The 12,859-nt window shown below is 71.6% G+C and carries 12 protein-coding genes and 2 tRNA genes; 10 read left to right on the top strand and 4 right to left on the bottom strand.

Features of this window, described 5'->3' with window-relative positions; all coding sequences use genetic code 11:
- Positions 1-150: 150 nt before the first annotated feature.
- Positions 151-244 (top strand) — tRNA-Ser (locus tag ACFYW5_RS10375).
- A gap of 182 nt (positions 245-426) precedes the next feature.
- Positions 427-499 (top strand) — tRNA-Arg (locus ACFYW5_RS10370).
- Positions 500-551: 52 nt separating this feature from the next.
- Here ACFYW5_RS10370 and ACFYW5_RS10365 read toward each other — a convergent pair.
- Together ACFYW5_RS10365 and ACFYW5_RS10360 are read right to left on the bottom strand one after the other, a co-directional pair.
- The gene (locus tag ACFYW5_RS10365) at positions 552-1,055 is read right to left on the bottom strand and encodes a hypothetical protein (RefSeq protein WP_389416527.1); all 504 of its coding nucleotides are present in this window, start codon (positions 1,053-1,055) and stop codon (positions 552-554) included.
- 184 nt (positions 1,056-1,239) lie between these two features.
- Positions 1,240-1,719, bottom strand: a complete 480-nt coding sequence (locus tag ACFYW5_RS10360) for a MarR family winged helix-turn-helix transcriptional regulator (protein ID WP_389416526.1) — start codon at positions 1,717-1,719, stop codon at positions 1,240-1,242.
- A gap of 91 nt (positions 1,720-1,810) precedes the next feature.
- On the opposite strand from ACFYW5_RS10360, the gene ACFYW5_RS10355 reads away from it, so the two are divergent.
- The 8 genes from ACFYW5_RS10355 (at position 1,811) to ACFYW5_RS10320 (ending at position 11,558) form a co-directional block, all read left to right on the top strand.
- Entirely contained in the window at positions 1,811-2,191 is a 381-nt protein-coding gene (locus tag ACFYW5_RS10355; protein ID WP_389416525.1) for an HGxxPAAW family protein, read from the top strand.
- A 64-nt stretch (positions 2,192-2,255) separates the two neighbouring features.
- Positions 2,256-3,143: a DUF2797 domain-containing protein gene (locus ACFYW5_RS10350; RefSeq protein WP_389416524.1), complete on the top strand. Its 888-nt coding sequence runs from the start codon at positions 2,256-2,258 to the stop codon at positions 3,141-3,143.
- Between the two features lie 185 nt (positions 3,144-3,328).
- Entirely contained in the window at positions 3,329-4,069 is a 741-nt protein-coding gene (locus tag ACFYW5_RS10345; RefSeq protein WP_389416523.1) for a response regulator transcription factor, read from the top strand.
- The gene (locus ACFYW5_RS10340; protein ID WP_389416522.1) at positions 4,066-5,688 is read left to right on the top strand and encodes a sensor histidine kinase; all 1,623 of its coding nucleotides are present in this window, start codon (positions 4,066-4,068) and stop codon (positions 5,686-5,688) included. Before ACFYW5_RS10345 ends, ACFYW5_RS10340 begins: the two co-directional genes overlap by 4 nt.
- Before the next feature lie 14 nt (positions 5,689-5,702).
- Positions 5,703-7,151: a glycosyltransferase gene (locus ACFYW5_RS10335; RefSeq protein ID WP_389416521.1), complete on the top strand. Its 1,449-nt coding sequence runs from the start codon at positions 5,703-5,705 to the stop codon at positions 7,149-7,151.
- Positions 7,148-9,226, top strand: a complete 2,079-nt coding sequence (locus ACFYW5_RS10330) for an ArnT family glycosyltransferase (protein WP_389416520.1) — start codon at positions 7,148-7,150, stop codon at positions 9,224-9,226. The genes ACFYW5_RS10335 and ACFYW5_RS10330 overlap by 4 nt, the downstream gene beginning before the upstream one ends.
- Positions 9,227-9,288: 62 nt before the next feature.
- The gene (locus tag ACFYW5_RS10325) at positions 9,289-10,812 is read left to right on the top strand and encodes an MFS transporter (RefSeq protein ID WP_389416519.1); all 1,524 of its coding nucleotides are present in this window, start codon (positions 9,289-9,291) and stop codon (positions 10,810-10,812) included.
- Complete coding sequence (locus tag ACFYW5_RS10320; RefSeq protein ID WP_389416518.1) at positions 10,806-11,558, top strand: TetR/AcrR family transcriptional regulator; 753 nt, start codon at positions 10,806-10,808, stop codon at positions 11,556-11,558. The genes ACFYW5_RS10325 and ACFYW5_RS10320 overlap by 7 nt, the downstream gene beginning before the upstream one ends.
- Here ACFYW5_RS10320 and ACFYW5_RS10315 read toward each other — a convergent pair.
- Together ACFYW5_RS10315 and ACFYW5_RS10310 are read right to left on the bottom strand one after the other, a co-directional pair.
- Complete coding sequence (locus ACFYW5_RS10315) at positions 11,555-12,025, bottom strand: PPOX class F420-dependent oxidoreductase (protein WP_389416517.1); 471 nt, start codon at positions 12,023-12,025, stop codon at positions 11,555-11,557. The two genes, ACFYW5_RS10320 and ACFYW5_RS10315, sit on opposite strands and share 4 nt — an antisense overlap.
- A 9-nt stretch (positions 12,026-12,034) precedes the next feature.
- Complete coding sequence (locus tag ACFYW5_RS10310; RefSeq protein WP_389416516.1) at positions 12,035-12,856, bottom strand: YceI family protein; 822 nt, start codon at positions 12,854-12,856, stop codon at positions 12,035-12,037.
- Positions 12,857-12,859 lie beyond the last annotated feature (3 nt).

Here is a 12,859-nt window from a genome sequence, read left to right as displayed (position 1 = left end):
GCCCCGGGACGTTGCGCCCCCGGCCGACCAGCGACAAGGGCTTTGCCCCGCAGGCCGCCTGCCTAGTACCGTGGGGGGCGATTGGTGGCACCGCGCTCGTCTGTGTCATCATCGGCACGCACCACTCGCGCTCGCGCGGGCGGCTGTGCTGGAGGCGTCGCCTAGTCCGGTCTATGGCGCCGCACTGCTAATGCGGTTTGGGCCTCAAAGCCCATCGAGGGTTCAAATCCCTCCGCCTCCGCCAGAGATCACGAAGCCCCGGTCACCCGACCGGGGCTTCGCTGTTTTCCAGTCCCTCAGGACGCCTTTTCGCAGCTCACAAGGGGTGCGGCCAATGGATTTCACATGGCGGCGGCAGTCATGTAATGTTCTTCCTGTCGCCGCGAGCGGCCCGGAAGGGCAAGGAACGGCGGGAAAACAGAACAAGCACTCGTAGCTTAACGGATAGAGCATCTGACTACGGATCAGAAGGTTGCAGGTTCGAATCCTGCCGAGTGCACACAGACAAGAAGCCCCGGAGAGATCCGGGGCTTCTTGCGTTACGGGTTGCCTTACGGGACGGCTTGGAAGCTGATCGGCGCCGGGCACGGGGCGGTGAGGGCGTCGAGGTGGACTACTCGCTCGCCGGGGCCGCACGGCAGGTCCGGCGGACGGGGCGTGGTGCTCGCGAAGACGAACAGCCGCAGGACCAGGAAGCGGCCGATCCCGGCGAGTGCGGCGGCGGTGAGGTAGACCGTCTGCTCCCACAGCAGCGTGGGAGAGGACTCCACCAGGTGCAGGACCAGGATCGCCGCGGACGTCACCGCGTACGCCACCGCCGCCGACCCCGCCGACTGCACGTGCCGGCGCAGGCCGGGCCGGCTGCCCGTGCCGAAGGTGAACAGGGCGTGCAACTCGGTGCAGAGCAGCGTGGAGGCCACGGTGATCAGCGCGTTGGCCAGCGCCCAGGGCATCGAGTGCGCCAGCAGCGGCACCGTGGCCCCGGAGACCAGGCCGACGCCGCCCCCGCACACCACGAACCGGGCGAAGGACGCGAGCGGTGACGGCGACGTCATGGAACGTCCTTCCGGGAAAGGGTCGTTGAGCCGGAGCGGCTGTCGTACGGCTGACTTGTTCTGCCGTGTCCAACGATCCCGTGATCCCGGTTCCCGGACGAGGAGGTGAGCTCCCCAGTTGGGGGTGTGGCCAGCCCTACCAAGGCAGTTGGGCCCGCTCCAGGTCCGACGTCCTGCGCGGCTTTCAGCCGTCGCCCTGCCGGAGTTCGTCGATGTACTGCTGGGCCAGTCCCGTGGTCCGGGTGAACCAGTCGGTCAGTACGGCGATCTCGTCGGGTGAGTAGTCGGCGAACAGGGCGTTGAGGCGGCCGTAGTAGGGCCCGTACAGCGACTCCACGCGCGTGACGGCGTCCGGTACCGCGGCCACCCGGACCCGGCGCCGGTCGGCCGGGTCGGGGACGCGGGTGATGTAGCCGGCGCGCTCGAGTCGGTTGAGGATGCCGGTCATGGCGCCGGTGGTGACATGGGCGTGCTCGGCGAGGTCGCCCGCGGTGAGCAGGTTCTCGCCCGCCTTCAGGACGCAGCCGAAACAGAGCAGGTCGGTGATGTTCAGGCCCAGCCGCTGGGCCATCTCCTGCTGGCCGAGCAGGTGGGCCGCGATGAGGGAGTCCATCGCCTCCAGCGCCTGGGCGGGGGTGGCGGTGGGGCGCGGCGTGGCGGACATCAGTTCCTGATTACCTTAGCTAGTGAGAGGTTTCTGCGCTAAATTGCTTACGAGGTAAGAGGTTCTGCTGGCTCGGTGGGAGGGCGGGTACGTGAGCGCACATCAGTATGACCACGGACATACGGTCGCGGGGTGGACCGGGTTCGGCACAGCCTGCGTCGGAGCGGCGGTACTGGGCGTCGGCGTCTGCACGGTGTCCGGCGCCTGGCTGGCCCTCGGCCTCGGGATGGTGACCATGGCCCTGCTGGTCACCTGGGCCCTGCATCTCGCGGGGTGGGGGAAGCCGTCGGGTCGGCGACCGCGGGAGGAGTGGCCGATGCGGGCGCGCGACTCGCAGGCGCGTCAGGGGCATGCCGGGTGCCTGGGGTGCCGACTGGCCGGGCGAGGGCGCCGGGAGGTGGTGCCCGAGGTGGTGCCCGAGGTGGTGACGGTGGCCAGGAGTGAGCCGGCGCTCTTGGCGCCCGCCGAGTGAACCGGCCTGCCCGGTACCGCCCTCCCTGGGTCGTTGTCAGTCCCCCCGCCTAGTCTCGATGGCGATGGAACAGGCGTCGTGGAGGTGCTCGGGGCTGCGTTGGTCGTCCGCGCAGGGGCCCGTGCTGGAGTGGGACGGTGGGCGGCGCAGTGCGCTGGTCCGGGGAAAGCGCGTCGCCTTCGGGGTGGCGGGGGTGGCGGAAGGGGGTGTGCGGACGTGTATCGGTGCCAGGGGGCATGCGTGTCCCCTGCGGGCCGCCGTGCCGGGGCGCAGTACCGGCGCGCGGTGCGAGGAGTGTGCCCGGCTGGACCGTGCGCACTCCGTGGCCGCGGACACGCTCGCCGACGATCCGCGGCCGTACCGGGTGTATCTGGCCTGGTTCGGGACCGGCATGGTCAAGGTCGGGATCACCGCCGAAGAGCGGGGCTCCGCGCGCCTTCTTGAGCAGGGTGCCGTCTGTTTCAGCTGGCTCGGCACCGGCCCGCTGATGGCCGCCCGGCGGACCGAGGAACTGCTGCGGGCCGCGCTGGGAGTGCCGGACCGGATTCCCTACGGCGACAAGCGGGCCGTACGCTCCGCCCTCCCCGGCACCGAGGGTGAGCGGGCCGCGGAGCTGGAGCGACTGCATGCGCAGGCCCTCGCCCTCCCCGCCTGGCCGGACTCCCTCACCCCCGCGCCCTGCCACCCCGTCGATCACGTGGACGCATTCGGCCTCACGGGCCTCCCTCCCGCCGTCGGGGAAGTCACCGAACTGGTCGCCGGCGCGGCCCTCCACGGCCGACTCCTCGCCGCGGCGGGCCCCGACCTCCACCTGGACACGCCCGCCGGAGTCGTCGTCCTCGACACCCGCCTGCTCCGAGGCTGGCCCCTGATCCCCGCGACGAACAATGCCCCACCGCTCCCACTCCGAGAAGCAAAGCCCATCAACCCGCCCCAGGAGGGCCTGTTCTGACCCGGCATCGGAAAGGGGCCGGTCTCTTCGAACCGGCCACCTCCGAAGGAGGCCTCTCGCCCGAAGGGGGCCTCTCGCCCGAAGGCGGCCTCTCACTCCCTCCCCAAGAACCCCCTGCGTATTTCTCAGGAGAATCACAGGTCGACGAAAGCCCGTTCTCAGAGGGGACCGACAGTGTGGCGAGCATGACCACGACCTCGCCCCAGGGGCGCACCGAACTGCTGAGGCCGGACGGGAGCCCCGTTCGCGTGCTGGTGGTGGACGACGAGTTGTCGATCACCGAGCTGCTGTCCATGGCGCTGCGCTACGAAGGCTGGCAGATCCGCACCGCGGGAGACGGCACCGGTGCCGTCCGGACCGCGCGCGAGTTCCGGCCCGACGCCGTCGTCCTCGACATGATGCTGCCCGACATGGACGGCCTCACGGTCCTGGGGCGCCTGCGGCGCGAGTCGCCCGACGTGCCCGTCCTCTTCCTCACCGCGAAGGATGCCGTGGAGGACCGGATCGCCGGGCTCACCGCCGGCGGCGACGACTACGTCACCAAGCCGTTCAGCCTCGAAGAGGTCGTCGCCCGGCTGCGCGGACTGATCCGCCGCTCCGGCGCCGCCGACCGCCGCTCCGAATCCGTGCTGGTCGTCGGCGACCTCACCCTCGACGAGGACAGCCACGAGGTCAGCCGGGGCGGGGACTCCATCCACCTCACCGCCACCGAGTTCGAACTGCTCCGCTTCCTGATGCGCAACCCCCGGCGCGTGCTCAGCAAGGCGCAGATACTCGACCGGGTCTGGTCCTACGACTTCGGCGGCCAGGCCAACGTCGTCGAGCTCTACATCTCCTACCTGCGACGGAAGATCGACGCGGGCCGCGAGCCGATGATCCACACCCGGCGCGGCGCCGGATACCTGATCAAGCCCGCCGCCTCATGAGCGGGCGACGACGGACGCGTCCGCAGAAGACGCGAGCGGGACAGCCGCGCACCCTGCGGACGCGGCTCGTCGTCGCCTCCGTGGTGCTGATCGCCGTGGTCTGCGCGGTGATCGGCACGGTGACCACGCTGGCGCTGCGCTCCCACCTGTACGACCAGCTCGACGGACGGCTGACCGAGGTCACCGGCCGCGTCGCCGGTTTCGGCGGACCCCACGGCGACGGAAACCCCGAGACCGGCAACGCCGGCGACAACGCGGTCGAGCCCGCACAGTCCCTCAGCCTCGACGAGATCGTCACCCACGGCCCCCAGCCCCAGGGCACGGTCGTCGCCGAAGTCACGAACGGCTCCATCACCGCCGCCAAGGTCAGCGTGAAGGACGAGAACAGCACCGACTTCAGCGGGCTGGAGTCCAAGGACCTCACCGAGAGCCAGATCCGGGCGCTCGACTCCGTGCCCCGGGACAGCCGCAAGCACACCGTGGACCTCGGCGACCTCGGTGACTACCGGGTCGAGTACGCGACCGGCGACAACGGCAGCTACTACGTCGCCGTCCCCACCGAGGAAGCCGACAACACCCTCAACACCCTGATCCTCATCGAGATCAGCGTCACCGCCGCGGGCCTGATCGCCGCCTCCCTCGCCGGAACGGTCATCGTCGGCGTCGCCACCCGCCCCCTGCGCAAGGTCGCCGCCACCGCCACCCGCGTCTCCGAACTCCCCCTGCACACCGGCGAGGTGAACCTCGAAGAACGGGTCCCGGAGTCCGAGTGCGACCCGCACACCGAGGTCGGCCGGGTCGGCGCCGCCCTGAACCGCATGCTGGACCACGTCCACCGCGCCCTGCACTCCCGCCAGCAGAGCGAGACCCGGGTACGGCAGTTCGTCGCGGACGCCAGCCATGAGCTCAGAACCCCGCTCGCCTCCATCCGCGGGTACGCCGAGCTGACCCGGCGCGGCAGAGAGGACGTCGGCCCCGACACCCGCCATGCCCTCGGCCGTATCGAGTCCGAGGCGAGCCGGATGACCTTGCTGGTGGAGGATCTGCTGCTGCTGGCCCGGCTGGACGCCGGCCGGCCGCTCCAGTTCGAGCAGACCGACCTCGTCCCCCTCGTCGTCGACACCATCAGCGACGCCCGGGCGGCCGGCCGCGACCACAACTGGCGCCTCGACCTGCCCGATGAACCCGCGCTGATCAGCGCCGACGCGGCCCGGCTGCAACAGGTCCTGGTCAACCTGCTGGCCAACGCCCGCACCCACACCCCACCCGGCACGACGGTCACCGCGCGCGTGCAGCGGCGCGGTCCCTGGATGTGCGTGGACGTCGAGGACGACGGCCAGGGCATCCCGCCCGAGCTGCTGCCGCACGTCTTCGAACGGTTCGCGCGCGGCGACACCTCGCGCTCCCGCGCCTCCGGCTCGACGGGCCTCGGCCTCGCCATCGTGCAGGCCGTCGCCACCGCGCACGGCGGTGCCGTCACCGTCGACAGCGTGCCCGGCCGGACCGTCTTCACGGTCCACCTGCCCCCGCTCACCGAGCGGCCGCCGACCCAGACGTGGGGGCAACCGCACTCACAGGCACAGCACAGCGCCACCACACGGGCGCGACAGGGCAGTTGAGAAAAGTCGGTTCCATGCGAACCGACTCTTCTCCCGGCACCCTGCCGGCGCGGGAGCACCTCCCGGCCGGAGACGCCGGTACGCCTGTCCTGGACGTAGTGATCCCCGTCTACAACGAGGAGAAGGACCTCCAGCCGTGTGTGCTGAGACTGCACGAGCACCTGCGGCGCACCTTCCCGTACGCGTTCCGCGTCACGATCGCGGACAACGCGTCGACGGACACCACCGCCCAGGTGTCCCGGCGGCTGGCGGCTCAGATCCCGGAGGTCCGGGCCGTCCGCCTGGAGCAGAAGGGCCGAGGCCGCGCCCTGCGCACCGTGTGGTCCGCCTCGGACGCCCCGGTCCTCGCCTACATGGACGTGGATCTGTCCACCGACCTCAACGCCCTGCTGCCGCTGGTGGCCCCGCTGATCTCGGGCCACTCGGACCTGGCGATCGGCTCCCGGCTGACCCGCTCCTCCCGCGTCGTGCGCGGCCCGAAGCGGGAGTTCATCAGCCGCTCGTACAACCTCATCCTGCGCGGCTCGCTCCAGGCCCGCTTCTCGGACGCGCAGTGCGGGTTCAAGGCGATCCGACGTGAGGTCGCCCAGGTGCTGCTGCCGCTGGTGGAGGACACCGGCTGGTTCTTCGACACCGAGATGCTGGTGCTCGCCGAGCGCGCGGGCCTGCGTATCCACGAGGTGCCCGTCGACTGGGTCGACGACCCGGACTCGACCGTCCACCTCGTCCGGACGGCCACCGACGACCTGAAGGGCGTGTGGCGGGTCGGTAAGGCCCTGGCCACCGGATCGCTGCCGCTGGACCGCCTCGCCCGTCCCTTCGGCGACGATCCGCGCGACCGGGAGATCCAGGACGTACCGAAGGGGCTGGCCCGCCAGCTCGTCGGATTCTGCGTGGTCGGCGCGCTGTCCACGCTGTTCTATCTGCTGCTCTACAGCGGCTTCCGCCAGTTCACCGGCGCACAGGTGGCCAACGCACTGGCACTGCTGGTCTCGGCGATCGCCAACACGGCCGCAAACCGGCGCCTCACCTTCGGGGTGCGCGGCCCCGGCGGGGCGGTGCGGCACCAGGCGCAGGGCCTGGTGGTCTTCGTCATCGGCCTCACCCTGACCAGCGGCTCGCTGGCCGCCCTGAACGCGGCGACCGGGGACCCCGCGCACTCCACCGAACTGGCGGTCCTGATCGCCGCCAACCTCGCGGCGACCGTGCTGCGGTTCCTGCTCTTCCGGGTGTGGGTCTTCCCGGACCGCCGCGAGGAGCCGCCGACCGCGCGCGAGGACGCGGAGGGCGGCCTGGTGGCCGCCCAGCACATCCCGACCTATGCCCTGCCGCAGCCGCCGCTCCCGCAGCGCCCGCTGCCTTCCGTCCGCGCCGGTGCCGCCGCGGACCCCAGCTGGAGGGACGCCACCATGCGGCTGCAGCCCGTGCGCCCCTCCGACCACGACCCGGGGGAGCCCCGATGACCAGCACTTACCGTACGGCCGTGCAGGAGGCGCCGGCTCCCGCGGCCCCCGCGCCCGAGCGGCCGTTCCTGCGCGGACTGTGGCGCGGCCGGCCCGAGGACCCGCGCTGGGCGCGCCCGGCCTTCCTCGGCCTGCTGCTCGCCACCGCGGTCCTCTACCTCTGCAACCTCAGCGCCTCCGGCTACGCCAACTCCTTCTACTCCGCGGCCGTCCAGGCCGGCAGCCAGTCCTGGAAGGCGTTCTTCTTCGGCTCGCTGGACGCGGCCAACGCGATCACCGTCGACAAGCCGCCGGCCGCGCTGTGGCCGATGGCCCTGTCGGTACGGATCTTCGGCCTGAGCTCATGGGCGATCCTCGTCCCCGAGGTGCTGATGGGCGTCGGCACGGTCGCCGTGGTGTACGCGGCCGTCCGCCGCCGGTTCCGCCCGGCCGCCGGTCTGATCGCGGGCGCGGTGCTCGCGCTCACCCCGGTCGCGGCGCTGATGTTCCGGTTCAACAACCCGGACGCGATGCTGGCCCTGTTGATGGCGCTGGCCTGCTACTTCGTCGTCCGCGGCCTGGAGGACGGCCGTACGAAGTGGCTGCTGTGGGCCGGGGCCGCGATCGGCTTCGCGTTCCTCGCCAAGACCCTCCAGGCCTTCCTGATCCTGCCCGCACTCGCCCTCGTCCACGGCGTCTGCGCCCCGGTGACGGTGAGGAAGCGGATCGGACAGCTGGCGGCGGGCCTGGCCGCGATCGTCGTCTCGGGCGGCTGGTGGGTGGCGGTCGTCGAGCTGTGGCCGGCGTCCTCCCGCCCCTACATCGGCGGCTCCCAGAACAACTCCTTCCTGGAGCTGACCTTCGGCTACAACGGTCTCGGCCGGCTGAACGGCGAGGAGACCGGCAGCGTCGGCGGCGGTGGCGGCGGGGGCGGCACCGGGCAGTGGGGCGAGACCGGCTGGGACCGGCTGTTCGGCGCCGGTATCGGCGGCCAGATCTCCTGGCTGATCCCGGCCGCGCTGATCCTGCTGATCGCGGGCCTGGTGGCCACGCGCAAGGCCGAGCGCACCTCGGTGACCCGTGGGTCGTTCCTCGTCTGGGGCGGCGCGCTGCTGATCACCATGGTGGTCTTCAGCTATATGCAGGGCATCTTCCACGAGTACTACACGGTGGCGCTCGCGCCCTACCTCGCTCCCCTGGTCGGCATGGGCTCGGCGCTGCTGTGGGAGAAGCGGGACCGGGTGTGGGCGTCGGGGACCCTGGCGGCGGCCATGGCGGCCACCGCGGCCTGGGGGTACGTCCTGCTCAACCGGTCCGCCGACTATCTGCCCTGGCTGAAGTGGCTGGTGCTGGTGGGCGGCCTGGTGGCCGCGCTCGGGCTGATCTTCCTGAGCAGGCTGGGCCGCCGGGCGGCCCTGGCGGTGGCCGGACTCGGGCTGGTGGCGGCGCTGGCCGGGCCCACGGCGTACACCCTCACCACGGTGCGCGAGGGGCACACCGGTTCGATCGTGACCGCGGGTCCGTCGGTGCAGGGAAGCCGGGGCGGCGGCCCTGGCGGCGGGGCCGGTGGCTTCCCGGGCGGCGGGGGCATGCCGGGGCAGCAGAACCAGCAGGGCGGCGGCATGGGCCAACCCCCCACCGGGGGAACCGGCGGCATGCCCGGTCAGCAGAACCAGCAGAACGGCGACGGCGGTATGCCCGGCGGCGGTGGCGGCGGCATGGGCGGTCTGCTCAATGGCGCCACGGTCGACGACGAGGCCCAGGAACTCCTGACCGAGAACGCCGGGGACTACACCTGGGCCGCCGCGGCCATCGGCGCCCAGAACGCCGCGAGCTACCAGCTCACCACCGGCGAACCCGTGATGGCGATCGGCGGCTTCAACGGCACCGACCCGTCCCCGACACTGGCCCAGTTCAAGGAGTACGTGGCGGACGGCAGGATCCACTACTTCATCTCCAGCGGCTCCGGCGGCGGCATGGGCGGCTCCGACAGCGGTACGTCCGCGCAGATCACGGAGTGGGTGGAAGCCAACTTCAAGCAGATCACGGCCGGTTCGGCCACCTTCTACGACCTGACGCGGAAGGCGAGCGGCTGAGCACCGCGGCAGCCGGAAGAACGTGCTGTACACCGTATGAGAGCTGTTCTACGGTGTACAGCATGTCCGTTCCCGCACCCGCCACCGTCTCCCAGGGCCACCCCCAGCGCTGGCTCATCCTCGGCGTCATCTGCCTGGCCCAGCTCACCGTCGTCCTCGACAACACCGTCCTGAACGTCGCCATCCCCTCGCTGACCAGCGAGCTGGGCGCGGCCACCTCGGACATCCAGTGGATGATCAACGCGTACTCGCTGGTGCAGTCCGGACTGCTGCTCACCGCGGGCAGCGCCGCCGACCGCTACGGCCGCAAGAAGATGCTGATCACCGGACTGGCCCTGTTCGGCGCGGGCTCGCTGACGGCCGGACTCGCCGACACCACCGGCCAGTTGATCGCCTCGCGGGCCGGGATGGGCGTGGGCGGGGCACTGCTGCTGACCACCACGCTCGCCGTCGTGATGCAGATCTTCGCCCCCGAGGAGCACGCGAAGGCGATCGGCATCTGGGCCGCGGTCAACGCGCTCGGCTTCGCCTGCGGCCCGCTGCTCGGCGGCTTCATGCTGGACCACTTCTGGTGGGGCGCGATCTTCCTGATCAACCTGCCGGTCGTGGTGCTGGGCCTGGTCGCGGCCGTCACCCTGGTCCCCGAGTCGAAGAACCCCCGGGGCGACCGGCCCGACCTGCTCGGCGCCCTGCTGTCGACGATCGGCATGGCCTCCCTGGTCTTCGCGATCATCTCCGGGCCCGAGCACGGCTGGACGTCGGCCCGGGTGCTGGGGTCGGCGGCCGTCGCCGTCGCCGTGCTGGCGGCCTTCGCCTACTGGGAGAGCCGGATCCCGTACCCCATGCTCGACCTGCACTTCTTCAAGAACCAGCGGTTCACCGGCGCCATCGCGGGCGCGGTGCTGATCACCTTCGGGATGGGCGGCTCGCTCTTCCTGCTCACCCAGCACATGCAGTTCGTCCTCGGCTACGGCCCGCTGGAGGCGGGGCTGCGCACGGCACCGCTCGCGCTCGTGATCGTGGCGCTGAACTTCACCGGTGTTGCGGCGAAGTGGGCGGCCCGGCTCGGCAACCCGGCCGCCATAGGGGTCGGCATGGCCCTGATGGCCTGCGGCCTGGCGTCCATCGCCCTGCTCGCCTCCAGTGGGTACGCCGGCACCCTGCTCGGCCTGCTCCTCATAGGGGCCGGTGCGGCGGTCGCCAACCCGGCGATGGCGCACGCGATCATGAGCTCGATCCCGCCGGAGAAGGCGGGCATCGGGGCGGGGATCAACGGGACCGTGGCGGAGTTCGGGCAGGGCCTGGGCGTGGCCGTGCTGGGGGCGGTGCTCACCTCCCGGTTCGCGGCACTGGTCCCGGTGGCCGCGTCCTCCTTCCCCGCGGCGATGGCGGCGGCGGACGGCGAGGCCCGCAGGGGTGAGATCAGGGACGCGTTCGCCTCCGGCCTGGAGAGCAGCCAGTTGGTGGGAGCGGTGGCCGTGCTGCTCGGCGGGTTGGTCGCGGCGGCGTTGCTGCGCAGGGCGGAGCGGGCAGACTCGGGGAACACGTCCCGCACGCAGCACGTCCAGGAAGGTGCGCCATGGTGAAGGCAGCCGAGCGGGCCAGCGTCTGGCTGGAGGGCAAGGGGCGCCGCGGCGGCCGCGGCGGGGGGCAGCCCTCCGGGCTCGACCGGGACCGGATCACCGAGGTTTCCGTGCGGCTGCTCGACGCGGAGGGGCTCACCAAGTTCTCCATGCGCCGGCTGGCCGCCGAGCTGAACGTCACGGCCATGTCCGTCTACTGGTACGTCGACACCAAGGACGACCTCCTCGAACTCGCCCTCGACACGGTCTACGGCGAACTCCGGCTCCCCGACCCGGAGGCCGACGAGGACTGGCGCGACCAACTGCGCACGCTGGCCCGCGAGTACCGGGCCCTGCTGGTACGCCACCCCTGGATCTCGCCGCTGGCCGGGACCTACCTCAACATCGGGCCGAACTCCCTGGCCTTCTCCCGGGTCGTCCAGCGCGTCATCCGCCGGACGGGGCTGCCGGCCGAGGGCGTGACGGGCGCGATCTCGGCCGTCTTCCAGTTCGTGTACGGCTACGGCACGATCGAGGGCCACTTCTTCGCCCGGGTCCAGGACGCGGGCATGACCCCCGACGCCTATTTCCAGCACGCCATGACGACGGTGAGCGAGACCCCGTCCACCGCGGAGGTCGTCGAGGAGGCCAAGGACATCATGGCGGCCCGGGGCGGCGACACGGTCGAGGAGATGCTGGAACGGGACTTCGTCTTCGCCCTTGACCTGCTGGTGGCGGGCATCGAGGCGATGGTGGCGAGAGCAGGCTAGGAATTGTCTGTGAGGCGCGCCGGAAAGCCCCCCGTCGCCACCGGCCCCCACCTCTGCGGCGTCACCCGGATGATCGACTTGCCCTGCTTCACCATCGCCGCCCGGTACTCGTCCCAGTCCGGATGCTCCCCGGCGATGTTCCGGTAGTACTCCACCAGCGGCTCGACGGAGTCGGGGCAGTCGATGACCTCCGCCGTGCCGTCGATCTGCACCCACGGCCCGTTCCAGTCGTCGCTCAGCACGATCAGGCTGACCCGCGGATCCCGCCGGGCGTTGCGGGTCTTGGCCCGCTCCGGGTAGGTGGAGACGACGATCCGCCCGGAGTCGTCCACCCCGCAGGTCAGCGGCGACCCCTGCGGGCTCCCGTCGGCCCGCCGCGTCAGCAGGATCGCGCGATGACGCGGCCGTACGAAGTCCAGCAACTCGGTCAGCGAGACAGCGGTGTTGGTCGCGATGTTCGGTGCCATGCGCCCAGCCTAGGCCTGCGGCAGCGTGTCCCCCTGGACCGCCTGCACGTCGAGTTCGACCCGCAGTGTCGTGCCGATGGCGGCGATCCCCGCCTGGACGACCTGGTTGTAGTGCATGGCGAAGTCCTCGCGCCGCAGCTCGGCGGTGGCCCGGAACGCGGCCCTGGTCCCGCCCCACGGATCCGACCCGGTCCCCAGATACGCCAGGTCCAGGTCCACCGGCCGTACGACACCGTGCAGTTCCAGCACCCCGTGGACCGTCCAGCGATCCGTACCGGCCGCGGTCAGGCCCGTCGAGCGGTAGGTGATCTCCGGGAACCGCTCCACGTCCAGGAAGTCCGGCGACCGCAGGTGCCCGTCCCGCAGGGCGTTCCCCGTGTCGATCGACGACGCCCGGATCACCGCCTCCACCCGCGACCCGGTGACGTCGCCCGGAGCGATCTCGACGGTCGCGGAGAAGTCGGTGAACCGTCCGTGCACGCTGGAGATCCCCAGGTGCTGGGCGACCGCGCCCACCGACGAGTGCGCCGGGTCCACCGTCCACACCCCCGGCGGCGGCAGTTCCGCCCCGCCCTGCCGGGCCAGCGTCACCGTGCCCACCTCGGCCCGGCCGCTCGCCGTGACGAGCGCGCTCGCCGCGGCGGGCGCGTACCCGACGGCGGTGACGATGACCGTGTACGCCCCGGGGGCCAGGGGATTCGGATCCCGTACCGCGCCCTCCGCGTCCGCCTCGGCGCGCAGCACCTGGCTGCCGTTGCCGTCCGTCACCGTGACGACCGCGTGCGACACGGCCCAACCGTCCCGGGTACGGATCCTCGCGGTCAGTCCCATCTC

It is taken from the genome of Streptomyces sp. NPDC002779, assembly GCF_042888685.1.
GTDB lineage: Bacteria > Actinomycetota > Actinomycetes > Streptomycetales > Streptomycetaceae > Streptomyces.
Note: the sequence above shows the minus strand (reverse complement) of the source record. Positions and strands in the feature narration are given on the sequence as shown.

Coding starts and splice junctions, on each gene's coding strand:
- ACFYW5_RS10310 (WP_389416516.1), bottom strand. CDS start 12,856: ATGGGACTGACCGCGAGGATCCGTACCCGGGACGGTTGGGCCGTGTCG.
- ACFYW5_RS10315 (WP_389416517.1), bottom strand. CDS start 12,025: ATGGCACCGAACATCGCGACCAACACCGCTGTCTCGCTGACCGAGTTG.
- ACFYW5_RS10365 (WP_389416527.1), bottom strand. CDS start 1,055: ATGACGTCGCCGTCACCGCTCGCGTCCTTCGCCCGGTTCGTGGTGTGC.
- ACFYW5_RS10330 (WP_389416520.1), top strand. CDS start 7,148: ATGACCAGCACTTACCGTACGGCCGTGCAGGAGGCGCCGGCTCCCGCG.
- ACFYW5_RS10335 (WP_389416521.1), top strand. CDS start 5,703: ATGCGAACCGACTCTTCTCCCGGCACCCTGCCGGCGCGGGAGCACCTC.
- ACFYW5_RS10345 (WP_389416523.1), top strand. CDS start 3,329: ATGACCACGACCTCGCCCCAGGGGCGCACCGAACTGCTGAGGCCGGAC.
- ACFYW5_RS10340 (WP_389416522.1), top strand. CDS start 4,066: ATGAGCGGGCGACGACGGACGCGTCCGCAGAAGACGCGAGCGGGACAG.
- ACFYW5_RS10325 (WP_389416519.1), top strand. CDS start 9,289: ATGTCCGTTCCCGCACCCGCCACCGTCTCCCAGGGCCACCCCCAGCGC.
- ACFYW5_RS10320 (WP_389416518.1), top strand. CDS start 10,806: ATGGTGAAGGCAGCCGAGCGGGCCAGCGTCTGGCTGGAGGGCAAGGGG.
- ACFYW5_RS10350 (WP_389416524.1), top strand. CDS start 2,256: ATGGAACAGGCGTCGTGGAGGTGCTCGGGGCTGCGTTGGTCGTCCGCG.
- ACFYW5_RS10360 (WP_389416526.1), bottom strand. CDS start 1,719: ATGTCCGCCACGCCGCGCCCCACCGCCACCCCCGCCCAGGCGCTGGAG.